The sequence below is a fragment of the Paludicola sp. MB14-C6 genome, from assembly GCF_030908625.1.
GTDB lineage: Bacteria > Bacillota > Clostridia > Oscillospirales > Ruminococcaceae > Paludihabitans.
Map to the genome: position 1 here is coordinate 483020 of NZ_CP133133.1, position 21129 is coordinate 504148.

The window sequence follows — 21129 nt, forward strand, 5'->3', positions numbered from 1 at the left end:
TTTATAGTTTATTTATTAACATTATTATGCTTAATACTTTTTTGATAGCTGGGATTGCGCCTCTTCTCGAGTAATTTTACCTTGATTGTAGTTTGTCATAATCTGTACGTCCTTGTCGCGCAGCTTATAAAAGCAAATAATAAGGATTAAAGCAAGAATAGCGCCAAATGCAGGAAAAATAGAATACATAAACCAAATTCCATCAACTGCACTTTGTGGTTGTACTGCTTTTGCGCCTTCAACAAACCCAAAAGCGCCTAACATTAGCATTCCTAAAGCACTCGAAACTGCGCCAATCATTTGAGTTGCAAAGGTTTGAATCGAAAAAGTGATGCCTTCTGCCCTAAACCCTGTTTTATATGTACCATATTCAACACAATCAGCACTAAACATAAACATCATTGTCATAATAATTCCCATTCCAAGCCCTCTTACTGCGGAAATAATTAAAAATATAATAAAGTTGCTGTATCCTACAAAGTAGCTGATTATGCTAAAAACCACAGTAATGATAAGTCCACTCATATAGATATAAATCTTATCAAATCTTTTTGTAAACTGTGGCATCACCGCAGCAGCCAAAACCATTGGAAGAATCATGGTTAAAATAATTGCTGCAAATAATGACTCATCCCCAAGGTTGACACGAGCAAAATATACGCCCATTGTTTGAAGCATATTCGTAACACTTGAAACAATCATTGCACCATAAAAAATAAGCAGATATTTATTTTTGGATAAATAGGTTATGATATTTTTCAAAGTGATTGGTTCAGAATGATTATCCACCATTCGCTCTTTTGTATTCACTCCAATTGGGAGCATACACAAAAAGCCAACAAGCGCAAACAATATGCTGATTCCGAGCCAACCAATTTTCGGACGTAAAATAGGAGCTATCACGTTTATTAACAACATACCAATTAAGCCCGTTACACGTCCAAGAGAAATCAGTGATACACGCTCTTGCAAGTTTCCTGTCATTGCTGTTGTAAGTGCAAAAATCGGCACATCGCATATTGTATAAGACATTCCCCAACAAATATATAAAGTTCCTGCTAATATTGTTTTTAACATAGGTGGGAATGAAGCCGGTGTTAAAAAAATCAGAACAGTAAATATTGGAATTAAAAAAGTAGAAATACGAATCCACGGAAGAAATCTTCCACTTTTCAAGCGACAACGATCCACAATAACTCCAAATATCGGATCATTTACGGCATCCCATATACGTGCAATAATAAAAATGATTCCAACAGCTGCTGCGGTTATTCCTATATCAGTAAAGAATACTTGAACAAACATCGTTATAAAAAAATAAAAGAAATTTTGTCCCATAAAATACAATCCATAGGATACACGCTCTTTGGGGGTTGTCTGGAGTTGCCTATCCATAGCTTTTTTCATTATCAATCATTCCTTATTTTCTGTCATATTCATAAACTGCATAAGCATAGCTGACTCCTGCTGATTGAAAAATCCTTGTAAAAATATTGGAATTAAGGCTTGCACTTCCTCAGGTGAGATTCCAGTCGTTGTTTCACTATTGATATTAGAAAGCAATGCCTGTAAAAACTGAGCTGCCTCTAAAACGCGCTCCATACCAGATGGGTCGGCTTGCGCAAGAGGTGCAGCATTCACCTGTGCGGCATTTAACTCATCATAATATAGTTCTAGCCTATTCAGAAAATTGGCATATTCCTGTGGGCCGCTCCAAGCTGCCTCTGCTAATGCAATAGCACGAGGAAAGACTTGATATTCAAGCTGTTGCGTTGTTTCAACACGTTCTGTCCAAATTGCGCCCTCAATGCCAAGCGTATTGTTACTCTTTTCAAAAGAAACTCCCCTTACACTTGGTATATAATGATAAGTTTTAGATAATGGCACCATAGAATATGGATAATCAAAGTAATTGGAAAACACCTCTGAAAAAATAGCCTTATGTCCATTTTTAAATTCAGAGATACAATAACTGTCTAGCTGCATTTCTGCCCAATACTGCACTATAATATCTTCAGAAAGTAGCTTGGATTTTAAGCTTTCATTCCAACAAATAACGTTCTTATCATGTTTCTGTAAATACTGTTTTACATAATTTATCATAAATCCTTGTAAATCTTCGAAATCTTCTAGCTTAAGCTCTTTCATTTTCGCTTTACAATGCGGACATTTTTCCCATTCTTGTTTTGGCGCTTCATCCCCACCTAAATGAATTAACTTACTCGGAAATAAAGAAATCATCTCATCTAGAATTGTTTCTATCCATTTATATACTTCTGGCTTTCCTCCACATAATATGATCGGATAAATTCCACCTTTTGTTGCTACTTCAATTTGCTCACCATTACAACTTAAAAAAGGATAAGCTGAAATAGCTGCTCTGGCATGACCCGGTATTTCAATTTCAGGAACAATTGTAATTTCACGTTCAGCAGCATATTCAACTAACTCATCTACGTCCTCATGACGATAGAATTCTTCTTTACAGCTTCTTGTTAACAAAGGATATGCTTTGCTTTCTATGCGCCAGCCTTGATCATCTGCAAAATGCCAATGGAATACATTTAATTTGCACAAAGACATCTGCTCTATTATTTTTTTCAGTTCTTCAACAGGAAAATAGTGACGAGCCGTATCAACATGTAAGCCACGATGATTATATAATGGACTATCGCTCAAATAACAACATCTTAATTTCCTCATATTGTTCAATACTGCATTGACTATTAAATGATACAATGTAACGAATGCATAATTTAGCCCCTCAATATCAATGTACTCAACAGTAATCTGTTTCGAGCACACTTGAATACTATACCAGCCCAAAGACTTTTCTTCGTCATTTACATTTTTAATGTTAATGTAGGTATCAATATTATCAGAATAGTGTAGCGCTATATTACAACGCTTATGAAGTCTCTGTGAAAATAGCTCTAACGATTTCTTTGTTTGATCCGTAACGCTAACTGATAAGTCAGTCGGCACCATAAATATTTCTTCTGAAAGACTATACTCTCCATGAACTGTTGGTATGATATTCATCATGCTGAATCCTCACTTTCTTACATTAAAAATTTACAAGCTAACAACTTAACATAGAATTCAATTTGATTTAGTCTATATTAGGGATATTCTTTACATATTGACTCTATTCTAATTCTTAGTGTAATCCAAACAAAATTTCATAACTATCTTATTTTTATAATTTCTATCCACAAAATACTTTAATTTTTGTATAATTTATGGTAAAGTTAAAGTATGATTAAAAAAATATATTTCAACCAAATTAATATCAACTATTTCGGTTATACTACACCTAGCTTTGTTCAATCAGAACTTGATAAATCAATCTCATATCGGCGTGATACTTTAGAAATGCATATGGGGCACGAAGATGAGAATCGATTGTTAATGCTTATTCGAAACGGCGACGTAGAACATTTAACAGCTGTAATAAAAGAATGGGGGGACAACAGCAATTCAACTGGGGGCATCATCGTTGGTGATTTAGCCGATGATAAATTATTGCAATGCCGTTATTTGTTTGTAGCCGGTATCGCTCTATCTATTCGGGCGGCAATTGAAGGTGGATTGAACGAAGAATTAGCTTATGATTTAAGCGATGCTTATATTAATGCCATGAACAAAATAAATTCCGCAGAAAAAATTCTTAGTTTATCAATAACTGCGGCTATTGATTTAACTAAGCGAGTTAAGCACACTAAGATTTCTAAAAGTTTACCTGTTAAAAAGTGTTGCGACTATATTTCCAATCATCTACATGAAAAAATCACACTATCTGATCTATCAAAATGCTGTGGACGAACAAAAAGCTGTCTATCAAGCGCATTTAAACAACAACTAGGCGTTTCCCCCTTAACATATGTTATGCATGAAAAACTAGAGGCAGTTCGTGAACAACTACTTTGTAGTGATACGCCGATTGTTTCACTAGCAACACAATATGGATTTTGCACACACAGCAACTTATCTTTACATTTTAAAAAGACATATAGTGTTACTCCTGTTGAATATCGCAATCGTACATAAATAATTTTATCAATAAGCATTTGATACTTTTAAACTCCATAAACATAGAAAAAAGCTATCTTTAGGCTTGCCTAAAGATAGCTTTTTCTATGTTTATCATTTAAGATGGATTGCTTAATGCAATAGGCTTTTTTAAAGCAATATCTTGTTCTGTCGTATAATGTATCTTCATAGCATAAACGCCATCTTTTAATGAAGTTGAAATTTCTCTATTTATAATGGCGCACTCTTTTAAATCCGTATTTTCATATTCTATAAACTTTTTTTCTAATATTTTTTTTGCTTCTTCTTCCGTTAGTGCTGCTCCTTTTTTATTATAATATCGATATTCTTTTTTATATATACCTATGGGAAGCTCTTTTTTAAAAATGCGAAATGGACTATATTCATCTTTTACATCATAATTACCTTTCAATTTTATCATAATAAATAAAGGTAACTTTGTATCCATGATATTAAAATAATACCGATTCTTAACCTTACCGGTATACTCTTTAGATAGTTGATCTATATCAATTTTCAAAGTTTTATCAAGCTGAACTTCTGCTATAATTTTTGCATCCGAATGCAAATATGTAACCTCATTTCTCTGATTCACAAACGTACCGCTGACAATTACATCTCCTTGGTTTACTGTATATTTAGGCTGAACCATCTTTATACCATTATATACTTCCATATAACGTATTTGACCGGTTTTACTTGCTACTATGTCGCAAGGCTCATTATCCATAATAACGGGGGGAATATATCGTTCTGAGACATCTACTTGAATTTTACATCCACTTTTATTGATGCTTAGCCAAGATAACTGGGGAAGCTTTAAAAGTGCCTCGTGCTTTTTTTCTCTAAAGTTTATAATAGGAATATAGGTCCATTTATGAATACCGATATCCTTTAACTCATCCAATATAATAGATGTAGGAACTTTTTCATTTCCATTCACTTCGATTTCCCACACAAAATTTTGAGAAATAAAAATGATAAGAGAAAAAATGATTGCACCACTCAACAATCCCCAGCGCTTTTTATATCGTTCTGCTTTTGTTGGAATACCCGCTTTCTTTACAATTTCAACGTCTACATTCACTCTTCTTGCTAATTCAAGAATTTTATTATAATTATGGGCTAAAGTAATTGCTTGAAAGCCTTCATCGTTTTTTTGTAGTTTTGTTAAGCCAATATTATTCATCGAACATAGATTTATCAATCGTTCAGGAAATCCATTTCTCGCTTGAAATTGAATAGAACCTGCAAAATATCTTAGAATACTGTTTAAACTCATTTGACCACCCCAATTGTATTACAAATATTCTACCCTTTGAATAATGCCCTTTATTTCCAAGCTATCTTGAGATAAACTTTCAATTGTCAGCTTCTGTCCATAAAAATCGACTTCTAGATTTTCTAAGTTAATTCTTATCAATTCATCCGTATATTCGATAATGCCTTTTGCACCTTGAATGACAGCTTCTTTATTCCCTACTATTTCAATTTGAGAATGTGCAACAATATCTTCTTTTACATTGATAAAAGCCTTAATTAAACTATTCTTTCCATCACGCTTTGCCATCATATTCCCTCTCTTATCACAGTATTTAACTACTATTAAATATATTATAATATTCTTTCGCATATACATATATTCACAGAATAAACGTCATTTGAGGTGGATTATGAATACAAAAATTCCGTATTATTTAAAAAATCTATTTCTTTTAATCATGATATACTTATTATTGTTTAGTATTATTTTTTTCTCTAGCGAACTGGCAAGTGGCATTAAAAATGGAATTACAATTTCATTGAATCTTGTAATTCCGTCATTATTTATATTTATGATATTTTCAAATATCATTATGAAATCTTCTTTATGCAGAATCATATCTTATCCGTTTCGCTTTATTGCAAAACATATATATAAAATAAGCCCACAACATATTACGATTGTTGTCCTTAGCTTAATTGGTGGTTATCCGATTGGAGCTAAGTTAATTTCAAACGCAGTAGCGGAACAAAAAATGTCTACTATCACCGGTGAAAAAATGTTATGTTACTGTGTGAATTGCAGTCCTGCTTTTCTCATTACAGCTGTAGGTAGCAGCATATTCCATAACGCTAAAATTGGGGTACTCATTTTTATTTCTCAAGTTATTGCTTGCTTAATAGTGGGTTTTCTAACATCTAAATTTTATAACAACAAAGATACATCTATTCAATTAAAACCAACCAAACCTCCCAAAATAAATGCAACTTTAATTGTAAATTCTGTTAACGATGCGGTTCGCTCCTTAATCGTTATATGCAGCTTTATTGTTGCATTTTCCGCATTCATGCCATTAGTTGGAGTGTTTACTCAAAAACTAGATCCGAACTTAAATATCGTAATACAAGGTTTACTTGAAGTAACAACAGCCTGCAATGCATTGCGTGACCTACATTCACCTCATGTAATTCTTTATGCTGCAATATTCACTGCTTTTGGTGGCATTTGTGTTCATTTACAGGTTTGCGCTATGTTAAAAGGCAGCAACATTCGATTACGAAAATTCTATTTTTATCGAATCATTTATACAGCAATCAGCGGGTTAATCGTATTTTTCTATCTAAAGTTATTTCCTAATACAATGAATTGCATTAGCTTTAACACATCACAATCTACAAAAACATATTCTGTATCCCCAGCGGCTACCTTATTTTTAATTCTATTGTCTATTCTATTGTTGTTTTTCTGTAAAAAATCTGATAAAATGAAGGCATAGAATTCATTTAGGAGGCAATTATGAAAACTGCATTATTCGGAAAGCATATTGAACCGGCTTGTCAATATTGCGAAAATGGTAAACTAACAAAGGATAATCAAATGGTTTTATGCATGAAGCATGGAGCAAAACAACCTTATTCCAATTGCCGCTCTTTTATATATGCACCATTAAAGCGTATTCCTAAGAAAAGTGCTCCACTTCCTAAGTATAATAAGAAGGATTTTGAATTATAATCATGAATACAATAAATTATCAAAAAATGTTGGATTCCGAACTGGAAACAATCAATAAAGAAAATCGTACACCCACCCTATTACTTCATAGTTGCTGTGCACCTTGTAGTAGCTGTGTATTAGAGTATTTATCTGAATATTTCAACATTACAATCTATTATTACAATCCCAATATTTATCCGGAACAAGAATATTATCGTAGACTTCAAGAGCAAATTGACTTTATTGCCAAGTTGAACACAAAAAACGCAATTCAATTGATACAAGGCGATTTTAACACAGACGCATTCTATACCATAGCAAAGGGGTTTGAAGAGGAAAAAGAAGGCGCTGAACGTTGTTTCCGTTGTTATGAGCTTCGTTTGCGTGAAGCAGCAATTCTTGCAAAAGAAAAAGGTTTTGACTATTTTACAACTACTCTTTCCATCAGCCCCCATAAAAATGCTGAAGTTTTAAATCAAATTGGTAAAAAACTTTCAGAAGAATTCAATATTGCTTATCTATATTCTGATTTTAAAAAGAAAAATGGCTATAAGCGCTCAATTGAACTTTCAAAAGAATACAATTTATACCGACAAGATTATTGTGGTTGTGTTTATTCTAAAAATAACGTTATACAAAAAAACTAGCTCTGTAAATCAGAACTAGTTTTTTGTTATTTTAATAGACTTAGTCTTATCCGCATTTGCTGTATCCGCAATTACGGCAAGTAGTACATCCACCTTCATGTTCTAATGTACTTCCACACTCGGGGCAATACTTAAACATTTTTTCATTTGTTGTTGTATTCACCTTTTCGGTTTTTTTCTGCTTCAATACGCTGTTTACTTTTTCGGTTATATCTTTTCCGCGTTTAATATCCTTTTGCAAATCATTTACTTTCTTAATTACTTTTGCAATCGCATCCGGACATGATGTACACTTTAGCCCAGTTTGACGTACTGTAGATGGACAACGAATTCCTTTTAATTGATCAATGATTTCTTCAACAGATATACCGGAACGAAGCGAAATAGAAACCAATCTGGCGGTAGCTTCTGACTGTGATGGACATCCTCCAGCCTTGCCGGTGCTTGTAAAGACTTCGCAAATTCCGTTATCGTCATAGTTAACGGTAACATATAAGTTACCACATCCAATTTTCACGCACTCAGTCATACCCATTGTAATTTCTGGGCGAGGACGAGGAGTAATACTATTAGCTACTGCAGGAACAGGTTTACCGTTATTAACTTTGCCGATATTTAATACTTGCGAATCTCTTGAACCATCACGATAAATCGTAACGCCCTTGCAACCGAGCTTATAAGCTAACATATATACTTCGCTTACTTCTTCTTTTGTTGCAGAGTTCGTAAAATTAACCGTCTTAGAAACAGCATTATCCGTTTCAGATTGAAACGCCGCTTGCATTTCGATATGATATTCAGGCGAAATATCGTGAGAGCAAACAAAAACTTTCTTAATATCATCCGGCAACTCTTCAATATGCGCTAAAGTGCCTTCATTTGAAATTGTTCTCATTAATTCTTCTGAATATAGTCCTCGTTTTATTAAAGTATCTTTTAAAATAGGATTAACTTCAATCATTTCAGTATTATCCATAACATTACGAATAAAAGCATATGCAAATATAGGTTCTACGCCTGAACTAACGCCGCTAATTATAGAAATCGTTCCTGTTGGTGCAATCGTTGTAATTGTACCGTTTCGCATAGGTGTACCGTTTTTATAGATACTTTGATTAAATAAAGGAAATGCACCACGAATTTCAGCTAGTTTTTCACTTTCTTCTTTTCCAACATGGTTAACAATGCCCATAACTTTTTTAGCAAGTTTTACGCCTTCTTTTGAGTTATACGGTATTTCCATTCTCAAAAGCATATCTGCAAATCCCATTACGCCTAAGCCTATCTTTCTTGTTTGCTTTGTCATATGATCAATTTCAGGGATTGGATAATTATTCACATCAATTACGTTATCTAAAAAATGAACTGCTTTACGAACAGTAGATTCCAATTTTACACGATCCAATTCATACTTACCGTTCGTTTCCTTTAACATTTCAATTAAGTTAATAGAACCAAGGTTACATGATTCATATGGCAGTAATGGCTGCTCTCCACAAGGATTTGTACTTTCAATTTCAGCAACTTCAGGAACAATATTATCTCTATTCAAACGATCTAAGAAAATAATACCAGGTTCGCCGTTTCTCCAAGCACTTTCAACTATTTTTTCATACACCATCTTAGCATTGATACTACTTACGACTTTTTTTGTAGATGAATTTATTAAGTCGTAATTTTCATCAGCCTCAACCGCTTTCATAAATCGTTCAGTAATACCTACGCTGATGTTGAAATTAGTAATTTCTGTTGCATTTTTTTTGCAATCAATAAATTCTAAAATATCAGGATGATCTACACGTAGAATTCCCATATTTGCTCCACGACGAGTTCCACCTTGCTTTACAGCTTCAGTTGCCATGTTAAATACTCGCATAAAACTAACAGGACCTGAAGCTACGCCACCTGTTGTATTAACTGTTGCGCCGGATGGACGAATTCTGGAAAATGAAAATCCAGTTCCGCCTCCGGACTTATGTATTAATGCAGCTTGCTTAATCGCATCAAATATACCCTCCATTGAATCTTCTATCGGAAGTACAAAACAAGCTGAAAGTTGACCTAATGGTCTACCAGCGTTCATAAGTGTTGGCGAATTTGGCATAAATTCTAAATTCGTCATCATATCATAAAATTCTTTTGATATGTCATTAACGTTAGCTTTTTTATCATAAATTAAATCTGCTTTTGCAATCGCATCAGCAACTCGCTTAAATAAACCTTCTACTGTTTCAACTACTTCACCTTTGTCATTCTTAGCTAAATATCTTTTTTCTAATACTATCTTTGCATTTTCAGAAATCTTCATTTTTTAACTCCTCCCGAAAGCATACATTATATTGTATACTCTTCTATAGTTGATACAATATATTGTATCATAGCAATATATATAATACAACATGAAAATAAAAAAATTCGTCGAAATATCGACGAATTTTTAAAAAGTTTTTTTATTAATACAAATATTATAAAACGCACCTTTTAGTAAAGGTGCGTTTTGATTTAAACTATTCAGCAGTTGGTTCTTCGATAATGCCTGCTTCTACAGCTTCGTCAATATTCTCTCTGTCTCTTTTTTGCTCTTCTTCTGAAAGTAAAGCTCTCATAGACAAGCTAACACGTTTTTTATTAGCATCGATTTCAATAATCTTAGCTTGAACGTCTTGACCTACTTTTAATACATCAGCAATTTTGTCTACACGTTTATTAGCAATTTGAGAAATATGGATTAAACCATCAACACCAGGAATGATTTCAGCAAATGCACCATAAGTTGTGAAAGAAACTACTTTTGCATCAACAACATCATCTACATTGTATTTGCTTGAAAAGATTACCCATGGATTTTCTTCTGATTTTTTGTAGCCCAAAGAAATACGTTTTTTCTCTTTATCTACATCTTTAATGTAAACTTCAACAACTTCGCCTTCTTTTAATACTTCTGAAGGATGTTTGATTTTAGACCAAGATAGCTCAGTTACATGAATCATACCATCTACTCCGCCAAGATCAACAAAAGCGCCATATGGAGTTAGAGATTTTACTTCTCCAGTAAAAGTTTTGCCAACTTCAACTTCATCCCAGAATTTTGCTTGTTTTTCTTTTCTAGCAGTTGCTAATACTGCTCTAACGGAACCTTTTGCTCTATTGCGTTTTTCGTTAATTTCAATCACTTTTAATTTTACGTTTTGTTTTAGAAGTGTTGTTAAATCTTCAACACGTTTATCAGAAGCTTGAGAAGCAGGAACAAATAGTTTTGTATTGCAAGCAAATACTAATACGCCGCCTCTAACAACGTCAGTAATTACGCCATCAATTACAGCATCTTCTTCGTAAGCTTTTTTCAAGTTTTCAAAACCAGCTAAAGCATCACAACGTTTTTTACTTAAAGTAACAATACCTTCTTGGTCGTTAACTTTAACAACAACTAAATCAAGCTCATCGCCTTTTTTTACAATGTCTTCCACTTTAAGAGTTGGGTTATCTGATAGTTCATCAGCGGGAATAATACCAGCTTGTTTTGCACCAATGTCAACATGAACTTCATTAGCTGCTACATTAGTAACGTATCCCTTTACCCTCTTACCATTGTATATTTTTTCACTTTCCAAGGATTGCTCTAGCAATGTTGCAAAGTCTAATTCATTTTCTTCATTTCTTAAAATCTCACTCATAGTTTTAAGAACCTCCTCAATTATATAAGCCGGTGTAGATGCTCCGGCAGTGATACCAATCTTGTCATAAGCGAATAAATCAATGTCAAACAACTCGTCCTTAGTTTCAATGAGTACCGTTTTACAATATTGGGAACAAACTTGACTAAGTTTTTTTGTATTAGAACTATGTTTGCCGCCAATGACAAACATAATGTCGTTCATTGCAGCCAAACTTGCCGCTTCACTTTGACGAATACTGGTCGCACTACATATTGTATCAAATAATTTTATATTTGTATATAGTTTTTTTGCAATTAAAGCGCATTCATTCCAATAAATTGTATTAAAAGTCGTTTGGGCAACTAAAATGCTGTTATTTTTTTCCTCATCAGATAGCTTGTGATACAAACTTTCCAATTCTTCCGCATTGGCTACCACATAAGATTTTCCGATGCAATGACCTTGAATTCCACATACTTCCGGATGGGTATCATCTCCTGCTATAATAACAGTTTTACCATTTATAGATTGTTCTTTCACAATTTTATGAATTTTTGATACATAAGGGCACGTTGCATCTGCAAAAGAAATATTTTCTTTTGCAAATTCAGTATAAATGGAAAGTGGTACTCCATGAGACCGAATTACAACAATTTCATCTTTTTTTGCTTCTTGGGGGGTGTTAATGATCCTAGCCCCTTCATTTTGCAATTTTAAAACTAATTGATCATTATGTATGATCGGACCTAGTGATGCAACCTTTTGCCCTTTTTTTAATATATCGAACACAAGATTAACCGCTCTATCTACTCCGAAACAAAATCCCGCAGATTTAGCTAATGTTATCATTTATGTTCACCCCTAACAATTCTGCAATTCGAGACATAAGCAATCCACAGGCTGCTTTTAACTGTGCTCTATTATTGTCGACAATTATTAGTTGTTCATTCTTAATTGGTTCACCATAAACAACAGTTATTTCGCGTCGAATAAACTTTCTTTCACCATAACGAATTCCAACAGGAATAATGTCTGCATGAGTCATTGATGCTACTAAAACAGCACCTGATTTGGCTTTTTTAAGTACTCCATCCTTAGAACGAGTTCCTTCGGGAAAAATCCCAAGTACTCCACCGGATTGAACTATGTTTACTGCTTTATCAATTGCAGCATGATCGCCTTTTCCTCTTGATACGGGAAATGCACCTAATTTACGAATGATAAAACCCAATATTGGATTTTGAAACAATTCCTCTTTAGCCATAAAACAAACCTTGCGTTTAAATCCCAATCCAATAAAAAGTGGATCTAAATTTGAACGATGGTTGGATGCAAGTACAAATCCTCGATCACTTGGTAGATTTTCTTTATTCTCAACTTTAATTTTAAAACCAAATCTCATAATAAATAGAACAACTTGTTGCGCAAATAAATAAAAAGTCATTTTTAACCTCCATTATGAAATTTTAATTTGTTTTAAAATAATATTAGATAGTAGTTCAATGGATTGTTCCAATGAGTTGTCTGAAGTATCTACTAAAATTGCATCCTCAGCTTGTTTTAATGGAGCTATTTCACGATGTGAATCATTATAATCTCGTTGTTTAATTTCTTCTAATAGCTTATCAAAATCAACTGTTTGACCTTTTTCCATATGCTCATCATATCGACGTTTTGCTCTCACTTCAGGAGAAGCCGTTAAAAATATTTTGACATCAGCATTTGGAAGTACTACTGTACCAATATCTCTTCCATCCATAATAACATCATTCACTTTTGTAATATTACGTTGTAAATCAAACAAAAACTCACGCACACATGGAATAGCTGATACATTAGAAGCGTGCATTGACATCTCAGGGACACGTATTGCTTCAGATACATCTTCACCATTTAAAAAGACTCTTTGTGTTCCATCAACATATTTCAATTCAACTTGAATATTTTTTAGCATTGGTTGAATTCGTTCTTTGTCTGTTGTATTTACATCATTTCTACTTACATATAAACCAACAGCACGATAGAGTGCACCGGTATCTACATAGATAAAACCTATTTTTTTTGCGATTGCTTTTGCTATAGTACTTTTTCCTGCCCCCGCAGGCCCATCAATTGCGATTGCTTTCATTGCTGCCTCCAACTAGTGTAAATTTTTATCATTAACAATTTAATCCAGCTAAATAACCTGTCGAAAATGCAATTTGCAGATTAAATCCGCCGGTATAGCCATCGACATCAATTACTTCTCCGGCAAAGAATAATCCGTTAATTAGCTTAGACTCCATTGTTTTTGGGTTAATTTCAGTTGTTTTAATTCCACCTGAAGTAATAATTGCTTCATCAATCGGTCTGAAATTACTAATTTCTATTTCTAAGCATTTTATTGCTTGTACTAAATCCTTACGCATTTCTTTCGTAATTTGATTAATCTTAGTAAAAGGCGGAATTTTTGAATTTGCAACGATAATGGGTATCATCTTTCGAGGCAATAACTCGCCTAAACCGTTAACAAAATCTTTATTCGCATTTTTTTGAAAATCGCGTAACACTCTTGCATCAAGTTGTGATTCACTTAAACCAGGCTTTAAATCAATCGAAATAATATATCTATTTGGCTCCATTTCTTGAATATGAGAGCTTGCGCTTAATATCAATGGTCCCGTTAATCCAAAATGAGTAAAGAGCATCTCACCAAGTTCTTTAAAAATCACTTTGTTCTTTTGCTTATCAAACAATGATACTTCAACGTTCTTTAAAGATAAGCCTTGTAAATCCTTACATACTTCGTCATTTGATTCCAAAGGAACTAAAGATGGCCTAATAGCAGTTATTGTATGGCCTAACGCTTTTGCTAATGCATAACCATCCCCGTTTGAGCCTGTTAAAGGATAAGAAAGTCCACCTGTTGCAATAATTACGCTAGAAGCTGAGTAATGCTCGCCGCTTTCACATTTCACTCCGGTAATTTGTGCTTCTGATTGCGTTATGGCAATAACACGTTCAGCCTTAACAATTACATTGTTATGTTTGCAGCTATTTGCAAGTGCATTACAAACATCGGCTGCCTTATCGGAAACGGGAAATACTCGATTGCCACGCTCTGTCTTTAACGGAACATTTTGCTCTTCAAAAAAAGCTTTGCTATCTTGCGTTGTAAATTGCGACAATGCACTATATAAAAATTTAGGATTAGTAGGAATGTTTTTCAAAAAGTCATTCAAATCGCAATCGTTCGTAACATTACATCTACCTTTTCCTGTAATAAGAAGCTTTCTACCTAAACGTTCATTTTTATCTAATAATAGTACTTTTTTTTGATATTGGGCTGCAACAGAAGCCGCCATAAGACCTGCTGCTCCACCGCCAATAACAATTACATCATATTTCATTGATTATCCTCTGACTTTTGATAAACATCATATTCATCCCATATGCTTTCCAATTTATCAAATGTTTTTTTCAATTCATCGCCTTTTCTTAAGCCAACTGCAACAATCAGTGCATTTATTAAACTTAATGGTGCTACTAATGAGTCAACAAAAGAAACCATGTCACTTCTTGCTTGTAAGAAAAAGTCTGCACTTTTTGCTAATGGTGAAGTTGCGCTATCTGTAATTGCAATTACTTTTGCACCTTGGTTTGCAGCAAACTCCATTGCCTTTACCGTTTTCTTTGAGTATCGAGGAAAACTGATACCGATAATTATATCATGCTCTTTAATCCGCATAATCTGCTCAAACATCTCGCTTGAACTTGTAGTATGAATAAGCTTTACACTATCAAACATGATATTAAAATATAATGCTAAGAATCGTGCTAATACAGATGCACTTCTTGAGCCAAGAATATAAATGGATTTAGCTTCTGCTAAAGCATCTACTGCTCCATCAAAATCTTTTCTTGAAGTTTCTTCTAATGTTTTTCTTATCTTGTTAATATCAATATTTAAAACTTTATCTAAAACATCAGTCTCGCCTATTTGCTCGCTTGCTACTTCAATACGTTGTATTGATGTCAGCTTGTTTTTAATCATTTCAGCTAGCTCTTGTTGTAACTCGGGATAGCCATCAAAACCAAGCTCAAAAGCGAAACGTACAACTGTAGATTCGCTTACTCCAGCCGCAACCCCAAGCTTTGCCGCAGTCATATAGGCTGCTTTATCATAGTGATTCAGAATATAGGTTGCAATACAACGCTGACCTTTTGAAAAATCAATCATTTTTGCTTCAATTACATTTAAAATATTACTACTCATGATGTTACCCCTTTATGAGATTAAAATTTGATTTATACTTCTAAGTTATCTCGTGTTACATTTTTTAACCATCGAGTTCCCCGCATACGAATTAAACACAATGTATCTTTAACAGGTTCATCGATTTTCATAACACAGTAAACTGCTGGAACCGGCCATTTCAATACAAAAGCTGCAAGATAAGCAAATGGGACAGCAATACCCCACAATGCAGCTATTTCAATCCATAATGAAAACTTAGTGTCTCCGCCTCCACGCAGGATACCAACAATGCCAATACCTGCAATAGAAACAAAAAATCCAATCAATGCAGAAATATAGATTAGTTGATGTGCTAAAGCCTTTGCTTGTGCTGATACATTATAAAAATCAATTGCAACATTCCTTAATAATATGATTACTACCGTTACAAAAACGCCGAATATAATTGATATTATTTTAAAGGTATGTCCACGATCACGCGCTTTTTGCATATCACCTTCGCCAATTGCTTTACCAATCATAACAGCTGCCGCACTTGCAACTCCAAATACAGCAACCGTTGAAAGCTGTTGTACTACGCTGATAATTGAGTTTGCAGAAACAACATGTTTTCCTAGGTTACCCATTAAAGCAGCCTGCATAGTCATTCCTAATGACCACATTAACTCGTTGGCTACTACAGGTGAACTAATTTTAATTAAATCTTGAAACAATATTTTATCAAACTTTAAAAAATCTTTTGGACGAATTTTTAGCTTTTTATCAAAGAAAAACATAAATAATACGCCTAAAGAGAACTCACATATTCTTGCAATTAGTGTTGCTAACGCTGCACCTTTTATTCCTAGTGCAGGTGCTCCGAAATGACCGAAAATTAAAATATAATTTAAAGAGCCATTTATAACAAGAGCAAGAACATTAGAAACAACAGCAATTTTCACTATTTCAACGCTTCGAATTGTAGAATAAAAAGTATTGGTAAATCCAAAGAAAAAATAAGAAAATGCAATAATTTGTAAATATTCGACTCCTGCTTGAATCACTTGTGAATCCTTAGTAAAAATCCACATTATTTGCGATGGAAACACTAGTACTGCAATACTAAAAATCATTCCCATAATCATTGCAAATCGAATAATCATAGTCATAATAATTTTAATTGGCTCTATTTCACGCTTTCCCCAATATTGTGCAGTAATTACTGCCGCTCCACCTGAAAGTCCAAAGGTTAATAAATTGAAAATGAAAAAAGGTTGGTTTGCCAAAGCGGAAGCAGACATTGCAACATCGCCTAATTCACCCAACATAACGGTATCTAGCATTTGCGTACAAAAAATGATTAAGTTTTGCAACGTAACGGGTAACGCGATGGTTAAAAGAGTTTTATAAAATTCTTTCTCTCGCACTATTTTTGGTTTTGTCATATACCCTCCCCAAAAATTTTCGAAAACCTAAATAGTTAAAATATATTTTCTCTATCTATTTTTCCTCTGCCGCAAATATATTGTTTCCTTCGGAATCAATTGCAACGATGAGTGGGAAATCCTCTACATATAGTTTTTTAACAGATTCACATCCTAAAAACTCATATGCGATTACTTCACAGCTTTTAATACACTTGCAAGCAAGCGCACCAGCTCCACCTATTGCGCATAAATATACGGCCTTGTTTTTTACTAATGAGTCTATCACATCTTGATTTCGTTCGCCTTTTCCGATTACCATAGACAGTCCCTCATCCAGCAACGTTGGCGTAAAGACATCCATTCTTGAAGATGTTGTTGGTCCACAAGAACCTATTGGTAAATGGTCAGGTGCTTTTGTTGGACCAGCATAATAAATTGCAGCTCCATTTAAAGAAAAAGGCAATTCCTCTTTCTTTGCCAATTGTGATACTAATAATTTATGAGCAGCATCTCGTGCTGTATAAATTGTTCCAGTTAATAAAACCTTATCATAAGCATGCAATGATGACACTGCATGCTTTAAATCATCGGTATGTATTTTTACGATAGCGATTTGAAACACTCCCTAAACAATTATTTATTACTCAACATGGATAATTTTCTTTTCAGAATTTCTGAAGGCGATAATTGTTGAGGTGGTACGGAACAAGATTCATTTGATGAAGATGACTTCGTTACTTTAAGGTCTTGCACTTTTGTTTTCATTTCATCAAGTGATAATAATATAGTCGATTTTTGCATTTCGATACCGTTAAGTAACCTTTCATATTTCTCTCGTTCCGATACAAATTGAAGTTGTGCTTGTTTTGTAATATCGTTTGCTTTCTTTTGTGCTTCTAAAACAAGTTGGCGAGCTTGTATGTTCGCTTCTTCTAAAATCTCATCAACTTTAACTTGCGTTTCAATAATCATTTTTTTATGTAATTCTTGCTCAGTTGAAAGTTTCTCAAATACGGCATCGGCTTCTTCTTTTGCAAGTACTTGCATATCAGCAATTTCTTGCTCTGCTTTTTCTTTTAGCTCATTCACTTCTTTTAAAGTAACTTCTTTTAAGGCAACAACTTCTTCATAAGCAGTCGCTCTCATTTCATTGGTTTCTTTAATTGCCTTTTCCTTGATTTCTTGTGCTTCTGCTAAAGCCGACTCTTTTATTTGTTTTGCTTGATGGAAAGCATCGGTTTTTGCGCCATCCATTTCTGCGATAATTGCATCTTTTAGCGCTTGCACTTCTGATGATGCACCATTCCGTATTGATTCAGCTTCTTGGTTTGCTGTGGCAATAATATGGTCAACATCATTTTTCATTTTTTCCAGTTCATTTGTTTTTTCTTGAAGTTGGTTTGACAGATCATTAAACTTTTGTGTTGCTTCATCTAATTGACTTTGTAAACCGGTTGCTTGATCTGTTACAACTACTATTTTTTGATACTGCTGTTCTACAATATCTTTCAATTCACGAATTTGATTTTTTTGATCGTCACAATCTTTTTTAAGCCCTGAAACTTCTTCGTTGTAGTTTGCAACGATTTCATCTATATAAGCTAAAACTTCATCTTTTTTAAATCCACCAAATGCAGACTTACTAAAACTATTATGTAGTTCCATCTTTAAGCTCCATTCCGCCTCTTAGTTAGGCAAATTTTGATAAACCGAAAAGATACCGCGCAAAATATACATATTTTTCTATATATATCAAATCTATAATACGTAATTATAATTTATTATATAATTTTTACAGCTTAATTGCAATACCCATTTGTTTTTTGTTGCTTTTTATTATATCAGTTTACCCGATTAGCTGATATAATGGTTATATAATATACTGAGGGGGATAATCCAAATTATGAATAACCTGAACGGAAAACTAGTCGTATTCGATTTAGACGGAACACTAAACAAAACACATCTATACTCTGTACCGGCGCATAAAAAGGCCCTTGCTGAATTCGGTATTTTCGACAAAACCGACGAATTTATTATTTCAACCTATGGTTCAAGAGCACAAGATAGTGTTGGGCTGCTAATGGAAGGATGCGATTCAAAAACCGCTACTACTTACTTGAAAAAGGTTTCTCAATATGAAAGCGAATTTATTACCGATCTTGGACAAGAATTTGATGGTGTTAGCACTATGTTGGACAAGCTAAAAGAAAGTGGTTACCAAACTGCTGTTTGTTCGAACGCTTCTGAACGTTATATAAGAATGGTACTAAATGCTTTAAAACTAATTGATAAAATTGATTACATACAACCTTTACTACCTGACATTACGAAAAACGATACTTTAGAAATGCTATTAAAAAGAGTGAACCCAACAAAAGCAGTAATGGTTGGTGACCGTTATTATGACAAAGATGCTGCTCGTTATAATCATATTCCTTTCATTGGTTGTTTATATGGTTTTAAATCATCCGACGTTGAAGACGCAGATATTGCAGTTAAATCACCAATTGATATTTATGAAGCAGTTGAAACATTAATCGGTTAAGCAAAATTATAAGTTTTATACTAAGAATAGACTATTAATTTGAGACTCCCGAAAATTTTGTGTAAAAGTGAATAAGGTACTTCCAATCAGACAAGAATTAAGATAATAAATTCAAGTATGAAAGGAAGTATTTTTTTATGGAAAAGCAACCGAAAGAGTTATTAAAAGAGTATGTGAACAGCCAAAACTTCACAAGCACAACAGAGGTTATGCAGGCAATGAAAGAGATGTTCAAAGATGTTCTTCAGCAAGTTATGGATAGTGAATTAGACGAAGAATTGGGTTACCAAAAAAGTCAAAGAATAGCGAACGATGACGGAAAAAGCATGTCGAAAAATTATCGAAATGGATATTCAAAGAAAACAGTTAAAACACAACTTGGCGAAGTGGATATTAATGTTCCTCGTGATAGAAACGGTGAATTTGAACCACAAATTATTGGTAAATATAATCGTAATGCTGACGGGATGGAAGAAAAAATTATTGCACTTTACTCTTGTGGCATGTCTCAACGAGATATTGCTGAACAAGTAAAAAATCTTTATGATGTAGAAATTTCAGATGGACTAGTAAGCAAGATAACAGAAAAAATAATGCCGGAAGTAACAGCATGGCAAAACCGTCCACTAGATAGTGTATACCCATTTGTGTTCATGGATGCAATACACTACAAAGTAAAAGAAAACAATCAGTTTGTAACGAAAGCAGCATATGTGGTTTTAGGAATTACACTTGAAGGAAATAAAGATATATTGGGCATTTGGATTGGAGAAAACGAGAGCTCAAAATTCTGGTTGAGCGTTATGAATGACTTGAAATCAAGGGGTTTGCAAGATGTATACCTATTTTGTGTTGACGGTTTAAAAGGTTTTAAAGAAGCAATCAATGCAGCATATCCCAAAGCGCACATTCAACGTTGTATTATACATCAAATTCGATATTCAACACGATATGTAGGATACAAAGATATCAAGAAGTTAATGGCAGATCTAAAACTAGTATATCAAGCTGTTACAGAGGAAGAAGCATTGAATAATCTAATATCATTCAAAGAAAAATGGGGTAAAAGTTATCCTTCTTGCATAAAGAGTTGGGAGGATAACTGGGATATACTATCAACCTTTTTTGCATATCCAACTGATGTAAGGAAAATAATATACACAACTAATATTATTGAGGGATTAAACAGGCAGTTCAGACAAATAACCAAGAATAAACCATCATTTCAAAATGATGATAGTTTAAAAAGGATACTGTATTTAGCTTCAAAGAAAATTGTCGAACGATGGACACAACGTTGTCGAAATTGGGACGTTGTTTTAAACCAATTAAACATCATGTTTTCGGACAGAATCGCTGGATGATTCTATGTTCAGCCGCCAAAATTTAATGACAAAAGGGGCATGCCCCTTTTGTCATTAAATAAACTTGTTTCAACTAACCTATACACTATGTCAATTACTATTTTGTTCCTATTTCTTGTTCTGATTGTTTTTCTATTTACACAAAATTCTTGGTATACCCATTAATTTATTTATGAAACTACCCACTGGGTTACAATAGCGAAAAATGTACTATTGTAACTCAGTGGGCTGTTTTTTTATC

Annotated in this window: 19 protein-coding genes; 6 read left to right on the forward strand and 13 right to left on the reverse strand. The window is 33.7% G+C overall.

Features of this window, described 5'->3' with window-relative positions; genetic code table 11:
- Window positions 1–30: 30 nt before the first annotated feature.
- Window positions 31–1407, reverse strand: coding sequence for an MFS transporter (locus RBG61_RS02265; RefSeq protein WP_307945312.1), 1377 nt, complete (start codon window positions 1405–1407; stop codon window positions 31–33).
- A 6-nt stretch (window positions 1408–1413) separates the two neighbouring features.
- Complete coding sequence (locus RBG61_RS02270) at window positions 1414–3045, reverse strand: beta-N-acetylhexosaminidase (protein ID WP_307945314.1); 1632 nt, start codon at window positions 3043–3045, stop codon at window positions 1414–1416.
- A 213-nt stretch (window positions 3046–3258) separates the two neighbouring features.
- Here RBG61_RS02270 and RBG61_RS02275 point away from each other — a divergent pair, with 213 nt between their 5' ends.
- Window positions 3259–4050: a helix-turn-helix domain-containing protein gene (locus RBG61_RS02275; RefSeq protein WP_307945315.1), complete on the forward strand. Its 792-nt coding sequence runs from the start codon at window positions 3259–3261 to the stop codon at window positions 4048–4050.
- Between the two features lie 100 nt (window positions 4051–4150).
- Here the strand turns inward: RBG61_RS02275 and RBG61_RS02280 are convergent, their stop codons facing one another.
- Together RBG61_RS02280 and RBG61_RS02285 are read right to left on the reverse strand one after the other, a co-directional pair.
- On the reverse strand, window positions 4151–5335 hold the full coding sequence (locus RBG61_RS02280; RefSeq protein WP_307945318.1) for a sporulation protein YqfD: 1185 nt from the start codon (window positions 5333–5335) through the stop codon (window positions 4151–4153).
- Window positions 5336–5353: 18 nt separating this feature from the next.
- On the reverse strand, window positions 5354–5623 hold the full coding sequence (locus RBG61_RS02285) for a YabP/YqfC family sporulation protein (protein WP_307945320.1): 270 nt from the start codon (window positions 5621–5623) through the stop codon (window positions 5354–5356).
- A gap of 103 nt (window positions 5624–5726) precedes the next feature.
- Between RBG61_RS02285 and RBG61_RS02290 the strand changes: the two genes are divergently transcribed.
- Genes RBG61_RS02290 through RBG61_RS02300 form a run of 3 tightly spaced genes read left to right on the forward strand, consistent with a single transcriptional unit; the run spans window position 5727 to window position 7677 of the window.
- Complete coding sequence (locus RBG61_RS02290) at window positions 5727–6812, forward strand: hypothetical protein (protein WP_307945323.1); 1086 nt, start codon at window positions 5727–5729, stop codon at window positions 6810–6812.
- Window positions 6813–6832: 20 nt separating this feature from the next.
- Complete coding sequence (locus tag RBG61_RS02295) at window positions 6833–7048, forward strand: hypothetical protein (RefSeq protein ID WP_307945325.1); 216 nt, start codon at window positions 6833–6835, stop codon at window positions 7046–7048.
- Between the two features lie 2 nt (window positions 7049–7050).
- Window positions 7051–7677 carry an epoxyqueuosine reductase QueH gene (locus tag RBG61_RS02300; RefSeq protein WP_307945327.1) on the forward strand — a complete coding sequence of 209 codons (627 nt, stop codon included), beginning with the start codon at window positions 7051–7053 and terminating at the stop codon, window positions 7675–7677.
- A gap of 46 nt (window positions 7678–7723) precedes the next feature.
- Here the strand turns inward: RBG61_RS02300 and RBG61_RS02305 are convergent, their stop codons facing one another.
- The 9 genes from RBG61_RS02305 to RBG61_RS02345 form a co-directional block, all read right to left on the reverse strand.
- On the reverse strand, window positions 7724–9985 hold the full coding sequence (locus tag RBG61_RS02305) for a vitamin B12-dependent ribonucleotide reductase (RefSeq protein WP_307945331.1): 2262 nt from the start codon (window positions 9983–9985) through the stop codon (window positions 7724–7726).
- 199 nt (window positions 9986–10184) lie between these two features.
- Entirely contained in the window at window positions 10185–12182 is a 1998-nt protein-coding gene (locus RBG61_RS02310) for a bifunctional 4-hydroxy-3-methylbut-2-enyl diphosphate reductase/30S ribosomal protein S1 (protein ID WP_307945334.1), read from the reverse strand.
- Window positions 12166–12777: a lysophospholipid acyltransferase family protein gene (locus RBG61_RS02315; RefSeq protein WP_307945337.1), complete on the reverse strand. Its 612-nt coding sequence runs from the start codon at window positions 12775–12777 to the stop codon at window positions 12166–12168. Before RBG61_RS02315 ends, RBG61_RS02310 begins: the two co-directional genes overlap by 17 nt.
- A 12-nt stretch (window positions 12778–12789) precedes the next feature.
- Window positions 12790–13461, reverse strand: a complete 672-nt coding sequence (gene cmk / locus RBG61_RS02320) for a (d)CMP kinase (RefSeq protein WP_307945339.1) — start codon at window positions 13459–13461, stop codon at window positions 12790–12792.
- A gap of 31 nt (window positions 13462–13492) precedes the next feature.
- The gene (locus RBG61_RS02325) at window positions 13493–14722 is read right to left on the reverse strand and encodes an NAD(P)/FAD-dependent oxidoreductase (RefSeq protein WP_307945341.1); all 1230 of its coding nucleotides are present in this window, start codon (window positions 14720–14722) and stop codon (window positions 13493–13495) included.
- Complete coding sequence (locus RBG61_RS02330; RefSeq protein ID WP_307945344.1) at window positions 14719–15588, reverse strand: MurR/RpiR family transcriptional regulator; 870 nt, start codon at window positions 15586–15588, stop codon at window positions 14719–14721. Before RBG61_RS02330 ends, RBG61_RS02325 begins: the two co-directional genes overlap by 4 nt.
- A gap of 32 nt (window positions 15589–15620) precedes the next feature.
- Entirely contained in the window at window positions 15621–16994 is a 1374-nt protein-coding gene (locus RBG61_RS02335; protein WP_307945346.1) for an MATE family efflux transporter, read from the reverse strand.
- A 55-nt stretch (window positions 16995–17049) separates the two neighbouring features.
- Window positions 17050–17598 (reverse strand): FumA C-terminus/TtdB family hydratase beta subunit, encoded by a 549-nt coding sequence (locus RBG61_RS02340; protein WP_373889720.1) that lies wholly within the window; start codon window positions 17596–17598, stop codon window positions 17050–17052.
- Between the two features lie 11 nt (window positions 17599–17609).
- Complete coding sequence (locus RBG61_RS02345) at window positions 17610–18641, reverse strand: hypothetical protein (RefSeq protein WP_307945347.1); 1032 nt, start codon at window positions 18639–18641, stop codon at window positions 17610–17612.
- 238 nt (window positions 18642–18879) lie between these two features.
- On the opposite strand from RBG61_RS02345, the gene RBG61_RS02350 reads away from it, so the two are divergent.
- Together RBG61_RS02350 and RBG61_RS02355 are read left to right on the forward strand one after the other, a co-directional pair.
- Entirely contained in the window at window positions 18880–19524 is a 645-nt protein-coding gene (locus RBG61_RS02350; RefSeq protein ID WP_307945349.1) for an HAD family hydrolase, read from the forward strand.
- A gap of 137 nt (window positions 19525–19661) precedes the next feature.
- Window positions 19662–20888, forward strand: coding sequence for an IS256 family transposase (locus tag RBG61_RS02355; protein WP_307942478.1), 1227 nt, complete (start codon window positions 19662–19664; stop codon window positions 20886–20888).
- Window positions 20889–21129 lie beyond the last annotated feature (241 nt).